The sequence below is a fragment of the Anaeromassilibacillus senegalensis genome (genome assembly GCF_001261775.1).
GTDB classification, from domain to species: Bacteria; Bacillota; Clostridia; order Oscillospirales; family Acutalibacteraceae; genus Anaeromassilibacillus; species Anaeromassilibacillus senegalensis.
Genome location: NZ_LN868537.1, coordinates 378199 through 395822 on the forward strand (window position 1 = coordinate 378199; position 17624 = coordinate 395822).

The following is a 17624-nucleotide window of genomic DNA, read 5'->3' on the forward strand; positions in this document are numbered from 1 at the left end:
CACACAGGGCCAACAAGGAGAAAACCAGATGAAAGTAACGCTGCAATTCATTGCCGATAAGGCGCATGTTTCCCGTTCGCTGGTGTCCAAGGTGCTCAACGGCAAGCCGGTGCGGGTCTGTGCGGATAAGCGGGCGCGCATTTTAAAGCTGGCCTGTAAGTACGGATACCAGCCGCGCGGCGCGGGCGCCGGGGAGGACGGTCCCTTGGCGCGGGTCAAGCGAAAGCGTGTGATCGGCCTGATCCAGCCGAGCCTGGACTTTTTGTTCCTGACGGAGCTGACCAACGCGATCAGCCTGTCCGCACGGGAGCTGGGCTATCAGGTGCTGATCCTGAATTCCCACGAGGACGCGGAGACGGAACGGCGCTGTCTGGATATTTGCAGCAGCGGCATTGTGGACGGCGTCATCGTCAGCGCATCGGATAATATGGCCAATTTGGACAATTGCCGCGCACTGAAACGCAGGGGCCTGCCCATGGTGTTTGTGGACCGTTTCCTGCCGGACCTGGATTGCAGCTATGTGACCACCGATAACCGCGCCGGAGCGTTTGAACTGACGGAAGAGTTGATCCAGCGCGGTCACAAGAACATTTTATTTGTGTTCCATGGGCGGTCGATCTTTACCACGGCGCAGATGGACCGCTTTGACGGCTATCAGCAGGCGATGGCGGCGCATGGACTGGACAGCATAAAAGAATATATTTATTCAAACCGGGAGCTGTCTTACCAGCCGATCTACCGGGCGTATGGCGAAGCCCAGAAGTTTACCGCTATCATGCTGGCGACCACCTGGGACTTTGAACGTCTCGGCAAGCTGGTGCAGGGCATCGGCGGGGGAGACCCGGTGGATATTGCCGCGTTCGATTCGTTTTCTCTGCGCTACCCACAGGCCGGGCTTGCGGGCGTCGCCGGCTGCTTCCGCGATCTTCTGATTATGGAGCAGGACCCGAACGAAATGGGAAGGCGTGCGGTAGAGGAATTAATTGATTTGATTGAAAACGGAGAGCATCCGTCGGAGCATATTTACTTAAAACCACATATGATCTGTACAGAAAAAGGAGGTACCCCATGACCAGAACCGAACGTATCAAAGAGTATATCCTTTCGACAAAGCCGGAAATCTGTCTGGAACGCGGCCGGATTTATACGGAAGAATGCTTGAAAAATATAGCGCAGCCTGTGGTGATCCGCCGGGCGCGCGCATTCCGCCGCTACCTGCGGGAAATGACGCTGTACATCGGCCCGGACGATCTGCTGCTGGGCAACACGGCGAGCAAGCCGCGCGCGGCAGCTCTGTTCCCGGAATATGCGGTCAACTGGATCCGCGACGAACTGGATACCTTTGCGGCGCGTCCCAGCCAGCAGTTTCCCATTTCGGAAGAGCAGAAGGCGGAAATTCGGAAGATGTGTGATGCTTGGGACGGCGCCACGCATTTTGACCGCGTGGACTATACGCTCAAAGATACGATTGGCGAGTATCTGATGGAGCCGGGCCCGGATGGGAAGGGCCACCAGCATCCGAGTATCAACCAGACCATGTCCATTGAGCACAACCAGAACGGTGACGGGCATATTATTCCGGATTATGTCAGCTTGCTGCAAACCGGACTGGGAGCGGTGACACGGCACGCGCAAACACGTCTGTCCCTGTTGGATGAACATGACCCGGAATATCTGGACCAACGTGCGTTCCTGGAGTCCGTTGTTCTTTGTATGGAGGGGACAAAGGAGTATCTGGAGCGGCTGGCGCATCTGGCGATTGAAACAGCAAAGAGCGAGCCCGACGCGGGTCGCAAGGCGGAGCTGACGGAGCTTTCCCGTATCTGCCATAAAATTTCCACAGAGAAGCCGGATACCTTCTATGAAGCGTTGCAGCTTGTGCTGACGGTGCATCTGCTCATTCAAATAGAATCCAACGGGCACAGCATCTCCATGGGCCGCATGGACTCCTTCCTGTATCCGTTCTACCGCCGCGACTGCGCGGATGGGACTATGGATGCGAAAAAAGCGCAGCAGTTATACGAATGCTTCCTGCTCAAGTGCTTTGAGGCGAACAAATTGCGCGATTGGGGCACGACGGAAATTCTGGGCGGCAACCAGCTGTTTCAGTCCATCACGCTGGGCGGACAGACGGAGGACGGCGAGACGGCGGTCAACCCGCTTTCGTATATCTTCCTGAGGGCGCTGGGCAACACGAACATGAACATTCCCACCGTGGTGGTCAGCATCGGCAAAACTACGCCGACTGCCTTTATCGAGGCGAGCCTGGAGGCGCTGGTCGCGCACAAGGGCGGCATGCCGGCCTTCTTCAACGACGACATCGCGGTGGATATGATGATCCGCGCGGGTGTCAGTCTGCGGGACGCGCGCAACTGGGCCTCCATGGGCTGCTCGGAGGTGCGCGTGCCGGGCAAGCACGGCACGGGCGTTACGCCGGTGTATGTCAACATGCTCAAGATTTTGGAGCTGGCGCTGCACGGCGGATGCAATCCCGCGACTGGAAAGGTGCTGTGCGCCTCATCCAGGTCTTTAAAAGACTGCACGTCCATCGACGAGGTCATCGCACTGTTCGAGGAGCAGCTCGACTATTACCTGCCGTTTATCCCGAAGATTGAGAGCGCCATTGCGGAGAGCTACTTTACTTTAACCCCGACGCCGTTCCTTTCTGCCGTGATGAATTACCGCATCGACATGGCGAAGGACATCTCCTGGGGGCGCGGGCCAAATTACAACGATACCATTGTGCATGCACACGGCTTCCCCAATGTGGCAAATGCGCTGACCGCACTGGACCGCGTGGTGTTCCAGCAGAAGAAATACTCCATGGCGCGCGTACTGGAAGCGATGGACGCGAACTTTGAGGGAGAAGAAAACGAGGCGGTCCGCAAGGCGCTTCTGGATTGTCCCAAGCTGGGCAACGATGAGGACGAAGTCGACGCCATGTGCAACCGCATCTTCCGCATCATGCCGGAGAAGATGAAGCAATATAAGCCCCTGCGCGGCGGACAGTTCGGCTGCACGGCGCAGACCGTCGTCATGAACGTGATCGACGGCGAGGTGATCGGCGCGACGCCGGATGGCCGTCTTAGCGGGGAGGCAATCGCGGATAACCTGTCTCCCACACCCGGTACGGACCACAACGGCCTGACGGCTGTATTCAACTCTGTTGCAAAGATCGACCACGCGTTGATGGACAACGGCTCGATTCTGAACGTGAAGTTCCATCCGACGTCCTTGAACGACGCGGAAAAGGTGGCAAAGGTCGCCAGTGCAATCCGCGTTTATTTTATGAAGGGCGGCTTCCAGGTGCAGTTTAACGTGATCAGCCGGGAAGTGCTGGAGGATGCACAGCGGCATCCGGAGCAATATCGCAGTTTGGTGGTCAAAGTAGCCGGTTTCAGCGCCTTCTATGTGGAGCTGGAAAAGAAGTGGCAGGACCAGCTCATCGCGCGGACCGAGTACGCGTCGTAACGGAGAGCTTATATGGAAGAGAAAAGAAATCTGTTGGGCTGTGTGTTTGATATCCAGCGCTTTTCGTTGGACGATGGGCAGGGCATCCGCACGGTGGTGTTTTTGAAAGGCTGCAACCAGATTTGCCCCTGGTGTCATAATCCGGAATCCCTCAGTTCCAGGCCGGAAATATTTCATGCGCATTCGCTCTGTACCCATTGCGGAAGCTGTGCGCGGGTGTGTCCTGCCGGAGCGATTTCCCTTGTGGATGGAAACTATGTGACGGACGGAGAGCTGTGCATACGATGCGGCAAGTGTGCCGCGGTCTGTACGGCGGACAGCTGCCGGATGATGGGAAAAAACAGGACGCCGGAGCAGGTGATGGAGGAGATCCTGAAGGATCAGGCGTATTACGAGGCCTCCGGCGGCGGTGTGACGTTCAGCGGCGGGGAGCCAACTCTGCAGGCGGAGTTTTTAAAAGAGATCCTGCGCCTCTGCAAAGAGCAGGGGATACACACAGCCATTGAGACAAATGGGAACAACGAGTGGGATGTTTATGAAGGTCTTTTACCGCTGCTGGATTTTGTAATGATCGATTTAAAGCACACGGACGATGTGATTCACCAAAGGGTGATTGGTGCTTCAAACCGCCGGCCTTTGGAGACGCTTGCGAAGCTATGCGGAAGGGTACCGCTGGAGGTTCGTACGCCGGTGATTCCTGGCTTTAACGATCAGGTTCCGCAGTTGCAGGACATCTTGCATACGGCGCGCGAGATGGGCGTGCAGACGATCCGCCTGTTGCCGTACCATGCGTTTGGCATCGGCAAATATACTGCATTGGGGAAAGCGTATTCCTATCCGGCGCGGGAGTCCATGCGCCGGGAGGAGCTGGAAACGCTGCTTCAAAGCGTGGATACGGAGGGCATAACTGTAAAAATAGGGTAACCGTACAGTGGAGGATAAGAGATGGAATTTTTATTGGACACCGCAAATCTGGAATGGATTCGCCGCTGCTGCGATGCATTTCCAATTACCGGTGTTACAAGTAATCCGAGTATTTTAAAGGCGGAGGGAAAGTTGAATCTCTTTGCGCATTTCCGCAAAATTCGAGCGCTGATCGGGCTGGAGCGGACACTGCATATTCAGGTGCTGGCGGAAGACTGTGAGGGAATCCTCGCGGATGCCGCAACCATTTTGCAGCAGGTGGACGAACGGGTCTATATCAAGGTGCCAACGACGGAAGAGGGCCTTAAGGCTATGAAGGCGCTGAAGGAGAAGGGCGTCGGCGTGACCGCCACTGCGATCTACTCCAAAATACAGGGATTTTTAGCAATTGCTGCCGGAGCGGATTTTATAGCGCCGTATTTCAACCGCATGGAGAACTTGGACGTCGACGCGCGGGAAGTGATTGCCGCTTTTGCGGAGATGATCGGACGTACCGGGGCGAATACAAAAATATTGGCTGCCAGCTTTAAGAACATGGCGCAGGTAAACGACGCACTGATGGCGGGTGCACAGACCGTGACTGTACAGCCCGCGCTGCTCTGCGATGCGCTCAAAAGCGCGGCGGTGGAGAAGGCAGTCAGGGATTTTGCCGCGGACTGGAAAGCGGTGTACGGGGAAGATACTCTGCAAAATATGGCGTAATCCGGAACGGAATCGGATAGCCAGATTTATTTGATCAAAAGCGGCGCAATGTGCGAAAGTATGTTGTGCCGCTTTATTTTCTATGTAAAATACAATAAAAAAACAGCGGCTTTGAACGTTCAAAGCCGCTGCAGCGGATAGCTATCATTGAATGCAAAGAGTATTTTATATGTCCGGTGTGGCGCTGTACACATTTTAAGCAATCTGATCATTTACAAATCGTCAGCTGCTGTGAGCTTAAACCGTTTCTTAATCTAGATGTTCATAAATTTTGGAATGTTCTCTTTTATTGCTTTGGCGGTATCTGTGACAGGTTTTGTTCCATCAACATAGATAACAGGACACTTTACGCTTTGCATCCATGCATCAGTTTTTTTCATTGAGCGGGAAGCCACAAAATTATAAAAAGCCTGCTCTTGTTCGTATAGATCTCCACCTTTATAAACACGACATCCAAATTTGTCTATACTTCTTTGTTTGATGCGGTGAAGCCTTATTTCAAGGGGCGCTTTGATATATATAACGCAATCGTACAGAGTATTAATATCTTTGCCGAAATCGCAGTTTACTGCGGATAAAATAAACCGTCCATTGCGTTTAATATCAGCCAATAAAAGCTTTTGTACTTCTTCTTTGGTATGAGGATTTGCATAAGGGATGACAGAGTCCTTGAAATAATAATCTTCAACATCCATGTGTTTAAATCCAAGTAGTTTGGCAAGATGTTTACCCAAGGTAGTTTTGCCGCTGCCATTGGCACCGGCAATGGCAATGCCATGGATCATATGAATCATCCCTCGTAAAGTTTAGTTCTCTTTAAAACAGCCAAATATTGTTTAAAAATAGGATTTTAAAACTACATGGGTTTCAGGTTTTGATGCAGCCGTTCCAGCATCCAGGCAAAGCGCTTTTCCCGGCCCGCATCTGTTTTTGCATCGAGATAAGCACGGGTGTATGTCTTTTTGACGGAGAGCGGCATAGCCGTAAAATTTGTATAGGCGGGTTCGTGCCCCTGCAGAAGGGCGGACAGGCACGCAATTTCTTCCTCTGTAATAGCCGGAGGCTTCGGCGCATCCCACTGGCCGTTTTTCTTTGCTTCTTCCATTTTGTTTTTGCCCCAATCGGTCATTCTGCCCTGCTGCATCAATCGCTCGGCCAGCGCCTTGTTTTTCTCTGACCATTTGCTGTTTTCCCGGCGGACGGAAAAGTATTTTCGATACGTTTTATCGTCGATGCTTTGCATTTGCCCGTCGATCCAGCCAAAGCATAAGGCTTCTTCCAAAGCCTCGTTTGCAGTGAGCGTAACCGGTCCGCCTTTTTTGCCAAACAAAAGCCATACGCCATCGCAGTCTGTACCGTTTTGCTCCAGCCATGCGTGGAAAGAGGCCTGGTCGGGAAAGATCAAACATTCTTTCATGAAATTTCCTCCTTAAATATATGGGAGTTTTACATGGTTGTTTGCTCCCCATTATACGGTAAATCCGGCTGAATGGAAAGGCCTGTGGAACGATTCTTTATCATTATGTTACGGCAGTGCGCCGCGCGATCTTCTGCGCTGCCCGTCCTACGGCCACAAGCAGCAGAATTTCAAGCGGCAGGAGCAGCAGGCTTTTCGTCAGCCGGGCCGGGAGTAGAAGCTCGTATGATTTACCATACAGCATCACAAGCCAGAAAGTGTTTAACAGGACGTTGAGCAGCAGAGAAACGGAGATTCTCGCTGCGGCGATGCGGCCAAGCGAAACAGGACGTCGGTATAAAAAGGCGCCGTACACAAAACCTTCAAGAGCGGCAGTCAATGTAAATCCGGGAAAGTAGGGGCCGCCGGGCGCGATAAAGAACGTCAAAATATCACCGATGGCGCCCGCATTAAAGGCGACCACCGGGCCAAAAAGCATGCCTGTCAGCGCACTGACCAGAAATCCAAAGCTAATGCGGGTTTGCGGTGTTAGCTGTAGACGAAAAGAAGACAGAGCAATATTCATAGCGATCAAAAGTGCGGTCATGACCAAAGATTGCAAACGTTTTTGTTCGGCGGCGGATTGCCGCAGAGTAGAGAGAAACCTCCTCCACCAGGGTTCGTTTTTATGCATAGAATACCTCCATTACAATGGGATAAAAGGTGTATTTCATTTTGTTCGTTCTGAACGGGTAACGGCTTCATACCTGCAAATCGGGAATTGTCGCCGCCTGGATTCGACCAAACGCTCTCGATTATAGCATATCACTGCGCATCCGGCAAGGAAGGCAGCTGGAAATGAATCTTTATGCGTTCTTATCTTGACAAAATTCGGAAAATTTTTTATACTTATACCGTATTTTTGAAAGTTGATTATTGCTAACTTGCGGCGGCAATGAATGAAATAAGGAAAGTAGGAACCTGAAAATGAAAAAAACGTTTGTTACAAAGGAGCAGCTGCAGCAGATTGTAGAGCAGTACCCGACGCCGTTCCATTTATATGATGAAAAAGGAATCCGGACATGTGCGCGCAACCTGCAAAAGGCCTTTTCCTGGAATCCGGGATTTAAGGAATATTTTGCGGTGAAGGCGACGCCCAATCCGTTTATTTTAAACATTCTCAAGGAGGAAGGCTGCGGTGTGGACTGCTCCTCCCTGACGGAGCTGATGATGGCAAAGGCCTGCGGGTTTGCCGGCGATGACATCATGTTTTCGTCAAACGTCACGCCTGCGGAGGATTTTCAATACGCCTCGGAATTGCAGGCGATCATCAATCTGGACGATTTTACCCACATTGATTTTCTCAACAACCTGGTGGGCATCCCGGAGACGATCAGCTGCCGGTACAATCCGGGCGGCGAATTTGCGATCAGCAATACCATTATGGACAACCCCGGCGAGGCAAAGTACGGTTTAACAAAGCAGCAGATGATGGAAGGCTTTCAAAAGCTCAAGGAGCTCGGCGCAAAACACTTTGGCATCCATGCGTTTTTGGCGAGCAACACAACCACGAACGAGTATTATCCAACGCTGGCCCGCATCCTGTTTGAGACAGCGGTGGAGCTGAAGGAAAAAACCGGCGTACACATCGCGTTTATCAATCTGTCCGGCGGCGTGGGAATTCCGTACCGGCCCGACGAGGAGCCGGTGGACATCCTTGCGGTCGGCGAGGGCGTACGTAAAGCATTTGAAGAAGTCCTGGTCCCGGCGGGCATGGGCGATGTAGCGATTTACACGGAGCTGGGCCGTTATATGCTGGCGCCGAATGGCTGCTTGGTGGCAACGGCGATCCATGAGAAGCATATTTATAAGGAATACATCGGTCTGGATGCCTGTGCGGCCAACCTGATGCGCCCCGCGATGTACGGGTCCTACCATCACATCACGGTGGCCGGGAAAGAGGACCAGCCCTGCGACCACAAGTATGACGTGACGGGTGGGCTCTGTGAGAACAACGACAAGTTTGCGATCGACCGGATGCTGCCGAAGATTGACAAGGGCGACCTCATCGTCATCCACGATACGGGTGCGCATGGGTTTTCCATGGGTTATAATTACAATGGAAAGCTGCGTTCCGCGGAACTTCTGCTGAAAGAGGACGGCTCCGCGGAACTGATCCGCAGAGCGGAGACACCGGAAGACTATTTTGCAACCTTTGACTTTACAGGACTTTTCAAGGACCTTTAATACGGAAAAGAAGTGGCAGGCGACAGAGATGAAAAGCAGTCCCAACCCGCCGATTTATGAGCAGGTGGCGTTTGACATTGCAAAAAAGATCGCCGCAGGCGCGATAGCCGAAGGGGAGAGACTGAGCGGCCGCTCTCTTCTGGCAGCGCAGTACGGCGTTTCCTCTGAAACGATCCGCCGCGCTGTGCGCTGCCTTGCGGACGCAGGCGTTGTGGAAACGCAGGACAATGTCGGTTCAACCGTGGTGTCCCAGGGAAGTGCGGTCAGCTATACGGAAAAATTTCAGCTGAACCATAATGCCCGGTATTTAAAGCGGGAGATGCACCGCCTGATCAAAGAGCGCAATCGTCTGAATGACCAGATTTTGGAGCTGATGGACCGTATTACCGACCTGAACGGGCGTTTTGCAGAGAGCGACCTGCTTCGCAATTATGATTTTACCGTTCCCTCCACGTCTTCCCTGATGGGAAAAAGCGTTGGAGAATCGGGCTTTTGGCAGAACACCGGGGGGACGATCGTGGCGATTCGCCGGGGAGAAGAAATTCTTTTGTCCCCGGGACCGCATGTGCGGTTCCAGGCAGGGGATGTGCTGGTGGTGGCAGGCCTGCCGGGCATTGTGCCGAGAGTCCAGGAATTTATATCGTGACACCGGCCCGTGGAGCGCTTCCGCGGGCCTTTCCATTTTCCGGAGGAAAATCTGGAACTGCCGGTCAAAATGCGCGTAAAAGGGAGAAAACGGGAGAGAGAAGAAGGGCGGTCCCCGTCTTGACAATCGATACCTCAAGCTGTTACAATAAAAACATATGTAAAAAGTTGGGACGCGCTGTCCCTGTGAAGGTATGAATTACATTTTGAATTGAGATGATGATGTGATCAAAAGCATGACCGGCTACGGCAGGTTTGAAGGAGTCATCGACGGCCGTGGCATTGTCCTGGAGATGAAATCGGTCAATCACCGATATTTCGAGTTTTCCTCGCGCATCTCCCGTGGGTATGGCTTTTTGGAAGAAAAGTTAAAATCTTACCTGCAGGGAAAAATCGCACGCGGCAAGGTGGACGTATATGTGTCCATTGAAACGCTGGAGGATGCGGATGCGCAGGTGCTGGTGAACCACTCGCTTGCAGCGGGGTATGTTCATGCGCTGCGTGAGTTGGCGGAACGGTACCAGTTGCAGGATGATTTGTCTGTCGGTACGTTGGCCCGGTATTCCGATATCTTTACCATTCACAAGACGCCCGAGGACGAGGACGCCATATGGGAGGCGGTCCAAAAGGCCGCGGACGAAGCGTTTGGTTCCTTTGTGCGGATGCGGGAGCGTGAGGGAACACGCATGCGGGAAGACATCGAGTTGCGCGCGCGGACGATCCTGAACTTGGTAGCACAGATTGAGGAGCGGTCCCCGCAGACCGTGGCGGAATACCAGCAGAAATTACAGGCGCGGCTGGACGAAATGCTGGCGGACGCGAAGGTGGACGAGCAGCGGATTCTTACAGAGGCTGCTATTTTTGCGGATAAGGTGGCCGTGGCGGAGGAAACCGTCCGCCTGCGCAGTCACTTTGACCAGCTGGACCATATGCTGCGTGCAGACGCGGCGGTGGGAAGAAAGCTGGATTTTCTGGTACAGGAAATGAATCGGGAGGCAAATACCATTGGATCCAAGGCTGTGGATGCACAGATTGCCCATCTTGTGGTGGATATGAAAGCGGAAATTGAGAAAATCAGGGAACAAATCCAAAATATTGAATAAAGACCGGCTTGAGGAGGCATTTTTAAAATGAAACTGATTAACATTGGCTTCGGCAATATGGTATCCGCCAACCGGCTGGTTGCGATTGTCAGCCCTGAGTCCGCTCCGATTAAGCGCATCATTCAGGATGCGAAGGAAAAAGGCACGCTGATAGACGCAACGTACGGCCGCCGCACCCGTGCGGTGATCGTGACGGACAGCGACCACGTCATTCTTTCCGCCGTGCAGCCGGAAACGGTTGCCAACCGCCTCAATGACCACGACGAGCTGGACGACGAGGAGGAAATTGACGAGGATGACTAAGGGACTTTTAATTGTATTGTCCGGGCCTTCCGGCGCGGGCAAGGACACAATTCTCCACACGCTTTTGCAGAAGAGTCAGGATTTGCGCCTGTCGGTGTCTGCCACCACGCGGAACCCGCGCGAGGGAGAGGTGGACGGCCGGGATTACTTTTTTGTCACTAAAGAACAGTTTCTGTCCATGCGGCAGAACGGAGAAGTCCTGGAAAGCGCGGAGTACTGCGGCAACTATTACGGGACCCCGGCAAAACCCATCCGGGATTGGATGGATGCTGGCAGCGATGTTGTCCTGGAGATTGAGGTGCAGGGCGGCGGCCAGATCAAACAAAAATGCCCGGACTGCGTCAGCGTGTTCATTCTCCCGCCCTCTGTTGGGGAGTTGGAGCGCCGCCTGCGCGACCGCGGCACGGAATCCGAGGAAGCCATTCAAAAGCGTCTGCAGGCTGCCCGGCAGGAAATTTTACAGGCAAAGGCATACGATTATGTTGTCATCAACGACACGGTAGACAACGCCGTAGCCGCGATCCAGCACATTGTTGCCGCTGAGAAATATAAGAAGGACAGAAATCTCGATACGATAGAAGGAGTTCTGCAATTATGATTAAACCGATCAAAGATTCTATGTTGGGCCCGAACCAGAGCCGCTATTCCTTTGTAGTGGGCATTGCGAAAAGAGCGCGGGAAATCTCGGCGGAAGCAGAGGCAAAGGGGGACATCCTGATTGTCAAGCCCGTGGACCTGGCTTTGGACGACTATGCGCAGCATAAGTTTAAGATCATCGAAACACCTGAGCCGAATGACGACGACACGGAGGCCTAATGTTGGCGCTGTATGCCAGAGTGGCAGTTGAGAATACCGCCTATCATTTTGACAAGGCCTTTGACTATCTGGTTCCGCAGGAGCTGGCACAGGCTGCTCATCCGGGCTGCCGTGTGCTGGTGCCCTTTGGGGCGGCGAACAGCTGGAGGCTGGGAATGATCCTGGAGATTTCCCAGGAAAATGAAACAGACAATCCAATCAAAGAAGTGGTAGCGGTGCTGGATCAAGCGCCGCTTCTTTCGAGAGAGGGCATTTTGCTGGTCCCCTGGCTTAAAGAGCGGACGTTCTGTACCTTGTTCGAGGCGGTGAAGCTGTTGCTGCCCGCAGGAATCAATTTGAAGCTGAAGACGGAATACACGGTTTCCCGGGAAGGCCGGGAGGCGGACGATTCCGCACGTCCGGCGCCGGAGCAGCAGATTTTACAGTACCTGTGTGCCCAAAAGAAGCCGGTAGAGCGTGAAAAGCTGCTGAAAGCCCTGCGGCTTCCCCGCGACAGCGCGGCGCCGGAAAAGCTCTTCAAAGAGGGACTTTTGGAGAAGAGCGGTTCTGCCGTCCGGCAGATCAAAGACGCGGCGCAGAAGATGGTCCGTTTAGTTGAGGGAGGAGCCCTTCCTGGGAAACTGACGCCGAAGCAGAAAAGTGTATGTAAAATTCTTGCGGATACAGGAAGCGTGTCCCTGAAGGAGCTGTGCTATTTTGCCGGGGTTACGCCTGCCGTTGTCAATGCGTTGGTGACGAAGGGTGTGGTCCGCTATTACGAGGCGGAGGTTTACCGCAATCCGTACGAGGATATAGAAGAACCGGGCCAGGCGGAGCAGATCGTCCTGTCCGGCGAGCAGCAGACGGCCTTTAAGAATCTGCTCGGTCAGTACCGGCGGGCGGCGGGCGGTGCGTCGCTTCTCTTTGGCGTGACGGGGAGCGGAAAGACTTCCGTATTTATGCGGCTGATCGATGAGGTGCTGGCAGACGGGAACAACGTCATTGTGATGGTGCCGGAAATCTCTCTGACGCCGCAGAGCCTGGCGCTCTTCCACCGGAGATACGGGAAGCGCGTGGCAGTTTTCCACAGCGGCCTGTCCCTTTCGGAGCGGCTGGATGAATGGAAGCGCGTGCGGCGCGGTGAGGTTTCCATTGCGGTGGGCACTCGGTCCGCAGTCTTCGCGCCGTTTGAAAACCTCGGCCTGATCATCATGGACGAGGAACAGGAATATACATATAAATCCGAGTCGTCGCCGCGGTATCATGCGCGGGATGTGGCAAAATTCCGCTGTGCTTATCACAAGGCGTTGCTGGTGCTGGCCTCCGCGACCCCGTCCATGGAAAGCTACTATCTTGCGCAGAACGGGCGCTACTCGTTGAACCGCCTGACAGCCCGCTACGGGGGCGCAAAGCTGCCGGAAGTCCGCTTTGTGGACATGAACCAGGAGTTGGACGCAGGAAACGACAGCATTTTCAGCCGGGAATTGCTGTTCGGCATGGAAGAAAATTTAAAAATTAACAAACAGTCTATTATTTTGCTGAACCGCAGGGGTTACAATACCTTTGTAAGCTGTAAAGCCTGCAAAGAAGTGATGACCTGCCCCAACTGCAGCATTTCACTGACCTACCATGCGGCGAACCAAAGACTGATGTGCCATTACTGCGGGTACTCGGTTCCTTTTACAAAAGAGTGCCCCGTCTGTCACGAGGACAAGGTATATTATTCCGGGTTTGGCACACAGCGCGCGGAAGAGCAGCTGCGGGAGTTTTTACCCGACGCCCGCGTCCTGCGTCTGGATACGGACGCTGCAATGTCCCGTTTTGCCTATGAAGACAAGCTGCGCCGTTTCTCCGAAGGGGAATACGACGTGATCGTGGGTACGCAGATGGTTGCCAAAGGGCTGGATTTTGAAAACGTCACGCTGGTCGGCGTGCTTTCAGCGGATCAGGCTCTATATGGAGACGATTTCCGCAGTTATGAACGCGCTTTTGACCTGCTCACACAGGTGGTGGGCCGCGCGGGCCGCGGGCAGTTTGCCGGGGAAGCGGTGATTCAGACCTTTACACCGGAAAACCCGGTCCTGTCTTTGGCGGCCAAACAGGATTACCCCGCGTTTTACGAGGGGGAGATTGCACTGCGCAAGGCGATGCTGTACCCGCCGTTTGCGGATTTATGTGTGATCGGCTTCGTGGGAACCTTGGAATCCAAGGTTGCGCAGGCGAGCCAGTCGTTCATGGACATGCTGCGCCGCCTGGCGGAATCCGAGTATAAACGGGAGCCGCTGCGGGTTTTGCCGCCGTCACCGGCATTAATCAGCAAGGTCAGCAATAAATATAGGTATAAATTGATTATGAAATGCCGCAACAGCCGAAATTTTCGCCAAATGGTTGCACGGCTGCTGACAGCCTTTGCAAAAGAAAAGCGATTTGCGGACGTTACGGCGTTTGCGGATATGAATCCGGATATGATATTATAAAGGCAAAGAATGCAGAAAATGGGAGGAAAATACAATGGCCATTCGTAATATTGTCAAGGATGGGGACGAGATCCTCACACAGGTGTGCCGCCCGGTCGAGAAATTTGATGAAAAGCTGGGCGTCCTGTTGGACGACATGATTGAAACCATGAAATCCGCCGATGGCGTTGGTCTCGCGGCGCCGCAGGTGGGCATCCGCCGCCGGATCGTGGTGATCGATGTGGGCAGCGGCCCAATCGAGATGATCAATCCGGAAATCGTGGAGCAGAGCGGCGAACAGGAATGCGTGGAGGGGTGCTTATCCTTCCCGGGATTGTACGGCTTCACCAAGCGCCCCATGCGTGTGGTGGTGCGTGCGCAGAACCGGGAGGGTAAGTTCTTTGACCTGGAGGGCGAGGATCTGTTGGCGACCGCCTGCTGCCACGAGATCGATCACCTGAACGGCGTGGTATTCAAGGCGCATGTGACCCGGATGCTGACGGAAGAGGAACTGGAAAAACTGCAATAAAAAACGGAAAAAGCGGGTAAGTCCCGGATAGGATGATGGAAAATGCGGATGATATTTATGGGTACGCCCGAATTCGCGGTCCCGTGCCTGCAAAGTCTGCTGGACGCGGGGCATGAAATCTGCGCGGTTTATACCCAGCCGGATAAACCGAAGGGCAGGGGGTACGCGCTGACTCCGCCGCCGGTCAAGGTGCTGGCGGAGCAAAACGGCCTGCGGGTTCTGCAGCCCAAAACGCTGCGCACGCCTGAAGCTGCGCAAGAGATCCGGGACCTGTGCCCGGCATGCATTGTCGTGGTTGCGTATGGAAAAATTTTGCCCAAGGAAATTCTGGAGATTCCACGCTATGGGTGCATCAACGTGCACGCGTCCCTGCTGCCGAAGTACCGGGGCGCGGCCCCCATCCAGTGGGCGGTGATCAACGGGGAACCGGTGAGCGGCGTGACCACGATGTATATGGCAGAAGGGCTGGATACCGGCGACATGCTGCTGAAAGCAGAGACAGAGATTGGCCCGGAGGAAACTGCCGGAGAGCTGCACGACCGTCTTTCCCAGATGGGTGCGAAGCTGATCGTGGAAACAATGGATGCCGTCCAAAACGGAACGGTGCAGCGTACGCCGCAGGGCGACGCGGACACCAGCTATGCCTCCATGCTGACCAAGGAGCTTGGAAACGTCGACTGGAGCAAACCGGCGGAGGACATCCACAATCTGGTGCGCGGCCTTTCCCCGTGGCCGGTGGCGTTTACCCAATTCCACGGCAAGCGATTGAAAATCCATCGGTCGAGAGTTGCGCCCGGATTCGGCGGCGCTGCCGGCAGTGTGCAGGCGTGCAAGGACTGCTTTATTGTCGCCTGCGGCGGCCAATCAGCCCTGGAGCTGCAGGAAGTCCAATACGAGGGCGGCAAGCGGATGAAGGGAAAGGATTTTCTCTGCGGCCATCGCCTGGACCAGGGCGGCACGCTGGGCTGACATCTTCTGAATCAATAGGAGAAACAAAGAAATATGGGATTGTATTATTTCGATTATCACTCGTTTATCATTATGATTCCGGCGATCATCATTTCGATGTACGCACAGATTAAAGTAAGTTCCACATTTAACAAGTATTCTCACATTATGACTGCGCGCCATATGACCGGCGCGGACGCGGCCCAGCGGGTAATGCAGTACGGCGGCGCATTCGGCGTGCAGATTCAGCACATCGGCGGCAGCATGACAGATAACTTTAATCCTTCGACCGGCATCATCAGCTTGTCCGATCCGGTGTATGCCTCTTCGTCCATCTCCGCGGTCGGCGTCGCGGCGCACGAGGCGGGGCATGCCGTTCAGCATGCACAAGGGTACCTGCCCAATAAAATCCGTGCGTTGCTGGTTCCCGTAACACAGTTCGGCTCACGGCTGTCCATGCCGCTGATTTTAATTGGCCTGATCTTGCCGGTGCAGTACGACTTTTTTGTAACCCTTGGAATCGCCTTATACAGCCTCTGCGTCTTGTTCCAGCTGGTGACGCTGCCGGTGGAATTCAACGCAAGCGCCCGTGCCCTGCGCGCACTGGACGAGACAGGGATTCTGGACCAACAGGAACTGCTGGGGGCGAAAAAGGTGCTGCGGGCGGCGGCAATGACCTATGTTGCGGCGACTTTTACGGCGCTGCTTTCCCTGTTGCGGCTTCTGTTGATTTTTGGAAATCGGAGGCGCGAGTGATATGGCGGATGCAAGAGCAGCCGCGCTGGCGGCTTTGCTGCATGTGGATGAAAATGAGGGGTATTCCAACCTGGTGCTGGATAAAACCCTGATCCAGTTTGCGTTGGAGCCGCGCGACGCGGCTCTGGCATCCGCTATTTTTTATGGCGTGCTGGAACACCGCCTGACGTTGGATTATCTTATCGGCTGTTTTTCAAAAACGCCGGTGCAAAAAATGACGCCGCAGGTACGGGAAATCCTGCGTATCGGTGCGTACCAGATTTTATATCTTGAAAAAATCCCGCACAGTGCGGCGGTGAATGTCTCCGTGGAGCTGGCGAAGCATAATAAAGCTGTAAAGGCCGCGGGCTTTATCAACGCGGTGTTGCGGAATTTGCTTCGGAATCTGGAAGACCTGCCGATGCCTTCAGAAAAGAAGGACCCTCTGCTGTATCTCAGTGTCAAATACTCCTGTCCGCAGTGGTTGATTGCCCTGTGGCAGCGTTCCTACGGGGCAGATTGCGCCTTGCAGCTGTTGGAATCTCTGGCTGGCCATCCGCCGGTCTACATCCGGTTGAATAATACAAAAGGCGATGAGGCATACTTACTCCAGCAGCTGATGGAAGAAAATGTAAAGGCAGAACCCATTACAGGGATTCCGTGCGCTGCCAGCGTACGGAACACCGGCTCCATTGGGAGAGTGCAGGCTTTTCAGGATGGACTATTCCATGTACAGGATCTCTCGTCCCAGTTGTGCGCGCGTCTGGTCGGCGCGCAGCTGGGAGAACGGGTGATTGACGTCTGTTCTGCGCCCGGCGGCAAAGCGTTTACCATTGCGGAGACCATGCAAAATCAGGGGACCGTCCTGGCCTTTGACAAGTATAAAGGAAAAGTTCGTTTGATCCGTGACGGCGCGCAGCGGCTGGGGCTGGATTGTATAAAAACCGGTATACGGGACGCGCTGCAGCCGAAGGAGCCTTTGGAGCCGGCGGACCGCGTCCTGTGCGATGCGCCCTGTTCCGGGCTGGGAATCATTCGGAGAAAGCCGGAAATCCGCTATAAATTGGAATCCGCTCTTGACAGTTTGCCGGATTTGCAGTACGGTATTCTGAGTAAAACCTCGGAATTGGTAAAAAAAGGCGGATTCCTGTTCTACTCCACCTGCACCCTGCATCCCAAGGAGAACGCAGAGGTTGCGGAGCGGTTTTTAAAGGAGCATCCGGATTTCCGCCCCAAACCGCTGTCCCTGCCGCAAAATTTGCCGCATGCGATTCCGGAGCCGGAGTACCAGCTCACTTTGATGCCGCATGTACATGGGACGGACGGCTTTTTTATTTCTTCCTTTCAAAGGGTAGGAGAATGAACTTGAG

At 54.1% G+C, this 17624-nt stretch carries 18 protein-coding genes; 15 read left to right on the plus strand and 3 right to left on the minus strand.

All coding sequences use genetic code 11. The features are described from left to right. Positions 1-28 precede the first annotated feature (28 nt). Genes BN2106_RS07405 through BN2106_RS07420 form a run of 4 tightly spaced genes read left to right on the plus strand, consistent with a single transcriptional unit; the run spans position 29 to position 5097 of the window. Positions 29-1072, plus strand: a complete 1044-nt coding sequence (locus BN2106_RS07405; RefSeq protein ID WP_050697931.1) for a LacI family DNA-binding transcriptional regulator — start codon at positions 29-31, stop codon at positions 1070-1072. Beyond that, positions 1069-3471: a glycyl radical protein gene (locus BN2106_RS07410; RefSeq protein ID WP_050697932.1), complete on the plus strand. Its 2403-nt coding sequence runs from the start codon at positions 1069-1071 to the stop codon at positions 3469-3471. Before BN2106_RS07405 ends, BN2106_RS07410 begins: the two co-directional genes overlap by 4 nt. A gap of 12 nt (positions 3472-3483) precedes the next feature. Continuing rightward, positions 3484-4395, plus strand: coding sequence for a glycyl-radical enzyme activating protein (locus tag BN2106_RS07415; RefSeq protein ID WP_050697933.1), 912 nt, complete (start codon positions 3484-3486; stop codon positions 4393-4395). Positions 4396-4416: 21 nt separating this feature from the next. Further along, on the plus strand, positions 4417-5097 hold the full coding sequence (locus BN2106_RS07420) for a fructose-6-phosphate aldolase (protein WP_050697934.1): 681 nt from the start codon (positions 4417-4419) through the stop codon (positions 5095-5097). A 254-nt stretch (positions 5098-5351) separates the two neighbouring features. Here BN2106_RS07420 and BN2106_RS07425 read toward each other — a convergent pair whose 3' ends face one another. From BN2106_RS07425 to BN2106_RS07435, 3 genes are all read right to left on the minus strand, one after another. Continuing rightward, a complete protein-coding gene (locus tag BN2106_RS07425; protein WP_050697935.1) occupies positions 5352-5882 on the minus strand; it encodes an AAA family ATPase in 531 nt (176 codons plus the stop codon). Between the two features lie 71 nt (positions 5883-5953). Continuing rightward, the gene (locus BN2106_RS07430; RefSeq protein ID WP_050697936.1) at positions 5954-6514 is read right to left on the minus strand and encodes a YdeI/OmpD-associated family protein; all 561 of its coding nucleotides are present in this window, start codon (positions 6512-6514) and stop codon (positions 5954-5956) included. 103 nt (positions 6515-6617) lie between these two features. Next, on the minus strand, positions 6618-7187 hold the full coding sequence (locus BN2106_RS07435; protein WP_074017460.1) for a folate family ECF transporter S component: 570 nt from the start codon (positions 7185-7187) through the stop codon (positions 6618-6620). Positions 7188-7480: 293 nt separating this feature from the next. Between BN2106_RS07435 and BN2106_RS07440 the strand changes: the two genes are divergently transcribed. From BN2106_RS07440 to rsmB, 11 genes are all read left to right on the plus strand, one after another. Then, positions 7481-8740, plus strand: a complete 1260-nt coding sequence (locus BN2106_RS07440; RefSeq protein WP_050697937.1) for a diaminopimelate decarboxylase — start codon at positions 7481-7483, stop codon at positions 8738-8740. A 28-nt stretch (positions 8741-8768) separates the two neighbouring features. Next, positions 8769-9386 carry a TrkA C-terminal domain-containing protein gene (locus BN2106_RS07445; RefSeq protein WP_050697938.1) on the plus strand — a complete coding sequence of 206 codons (618 nt, stop codon included), beginning with the start codon at positions 8769-8771 and terminating at the stop codon, positions 9384-9386. 223 nt (positions 9387-9609) lie between these two features. Next, complete coding sequence (locus tag BN2106_RS07450; RefSeq protein WP_050697939.1) at positions 9610-10488, plus strand: YicC/YloC family endoribonuclease; 879 nt, start codon at positions 9610-9612, stop codon at positions 10486-10488. Between the two features lie 27 nt (positions 10489-10515). Beyond that, positions 10516-10791 (plus strand): extracellular matrix/biofilm regulator RemA, encoded by a 276-nt coding sequence (remA, locus tag BN2106_RS07455; RefSeq protein WP_050697940.1) that lies wholly within the window; start codon positions 10516-10518, stop codon positions 10789-10791. Next, positions 10784-11389, plus strand: coding sequence for a guanylate kinase (gene gmk, locus BN2106_RS07460; protein WP_050697941.1), 606 nt, complete (start codon positions 10784-10786; stop codon positions 11387-11389). The genes remA and gmk overlap by 8 nt, the downstream gene beginning before the upstream one ends. Beyond that, positions 11386-11607 (plus strand): DNA-directed RNA polymerase subunit omega, encoded by a 222-nt coding sequence (locus tag BN2106_RS07465; RefSeq protein ID WP_050697942.1) that lies wholly within the window; start codon positions 11386-11388, stop codon positions 11605-11607. The genes gmk and BN2106_RS07465 overlap by 4 nt, the downstream gene beginning before the upstream one ends. Next, positions 11607-14063 (plus strand): replication restart helicase PriA, encoded by a 2457-nt coding sequence (gene priA, locus BN2106_RS07470; RefSeq protein WP_050697943.1) that lies wholly within the window; start codon positions 11607-11609, stop codon positions 14061-14063. The genes BN2106_RS07465 and priA overlap by 1 nt, the downstream gene beginning before the upstream one ends. Before the next feature lie 34 nt (positions 14064-14097). Continuing rightward, a complete protein-coding gene (gene def / locus BN2106_RS07475) occupies positions 14098-14571 on the plus strand; it encodes a peptide deformylase (RefSeq protein WP_050697944.1) in 474 nt (157 codons plus the stop codon). 42 nt (positions 14572-14613) lie between these two features. Continuing rightward, positions 14614-15540: a methionyl-tRNA formyltransferase gene (fmt, locus tag BN2106_RS07480; RefSeq protein ID WP_050697945.1), complete on the plus strand. Its 927-nt coding sequence runs from the start codon at positions 14614-14616 to the stop codon at positions 15538-15540. 33 nt (positions 15541-15573) lie between these two features. After that, a complete protein-coding gene (locus BN2106_RS07485) occupies positions 15574-16275 on the plus strand; it encodes a zinc metallopeptidase (protein WP_050697946.1) in 702 nt (233 codons plus the stop codon). A 1-nt stretch (position 16276) separates the two neighbouring features. Beyond that, positions 16277-17617: a 16S rRNA (cytosine(967)-C(5))-methyltransferase RsmB gene (gene rsmB, locus BN2106_RS07490; RefSeq protein WP_050697947.1), complete on the plus strand. Its 1341-nt coding sequence runs from the start codon at positions 16277-16279 to the stop codon at positions 17615-17617. Positions 17618-17624 lie beyond the last annotated feature (7 nt).

Bases quoted from the DNA above. Each gene is read 5' to 3' on its own strand.
- gmk (WP_050697941.1), top strand. From the start codon at position 10,784: ATGACTAAGGGACTTTTAATTGTATTGTCCGGGCCTTCCGGCGCGGGC.
- BN2106_RS07485 (WP_050697946.1), top strand. From the start codon at position 15,574: ATGGGATTGTATTATTTCGATTATCACTCGTTTATCATTATGATTCCG.
- BN2106_RS07415 (WP_050697933.1), top strand. From the start codon at position 3,484: ATGGAAGAGAAAAGAAATCTGTTGGGCTGTGTGTTTGATATCCAGCGC.
- remA (WP_050697940.1), top strand. From the start codon at position 10,516: ATGAAACTGATTAACATTGGCTTCGGCAATATGGTATCCGCCAACCGG.
- def (WP_050697944.1), top strand. From the start codon at position 14,098: ATGGCCATTCGTAATATTGTCAAGGATGGGGACGAGATCCTCACACAG.
- BN2106_RS07445 (WP_050697938.1), top strand. From the start codon at position 8,769: ATGAAAAGCAGTCCCAACCCGCCGATTTATGAGCAGGTGGCGTTTGAC.
- BN2106_RS07425 (WP_050697935.1), bottom strand. From the start codon at position 5,882: ATGATCCATGGCATTGCCATTGCCGGTGCCAATGGCAGCGGCAAAACT.
- BN2106_RS07430 (WP_050697936.1), bottom strand. From the start codon at position 6,514: ATGAAAGAATGTTTGATCTTTCCCGACCAGGCCTCTTTCCACGCATGG.
- BN2106_RS07420 (WP_050697934.1), top strand. From the start codon at position 4,417: ATGGAATTTTTATTGGACACCGCAAATCTGGAATGGATTCGCCGCTGC.
- BN2106_RS07440 (WP_050697937.1), top strand. From the start codon at position 7,481: ATGAAAAAAACGTTTGTTACAAAGGAGCAGCTGCAGCAGATTGTAGAG.
- fmt (WP_050697945.1), top strand. From the start codon at position 14,614: ATGCGGATGATATTTATGGGTACGCCCGAATTCGCGGTCCCGTGCCTG.
- rsmB (WP_050697947.1), top strand. From the start codon at position 16,277: ATGGCGGATGCAAGAGCAGCCGCGCTGGCGGCTTTGCTGCATGTGGAT.
- BN2106_RS07410 (WP_050697932.1), top strand. From the start codon at position 1,069: ATGACCAGAACCGAACGTATCAAAGAGTATATCCTTTCGACAAAGCCG.
- priA (WP_050697943.1), top strand. From the start codon at position 11,607: ATGTTGGCGCTGTATGCCAGAGTGGCAGTTGAGAATACCGCCTATCAT.
- BN2106_RS07465 (WP_050697942.1), top strand. From the start codon at position 11,386: ATGATTAAACCGATCAAAGATTCTATGTTGGGCCCGAACCAGAGCCGC.
- BN2106_RS07405 (WP_050697931.1), top strand. From the start codon at position 29: ATGAAAGTAACGCTGCAATTCATTGCCGATAAGGCGCATGTTTCCCGT.
- BN2106_RS07435 (WP_074017460.1), bottom strand. From the start codon at position 7,187: ATGCATAAAAACGAACCCTGGTGGAGGAGGTTTCTCTCTACTCTGCGG.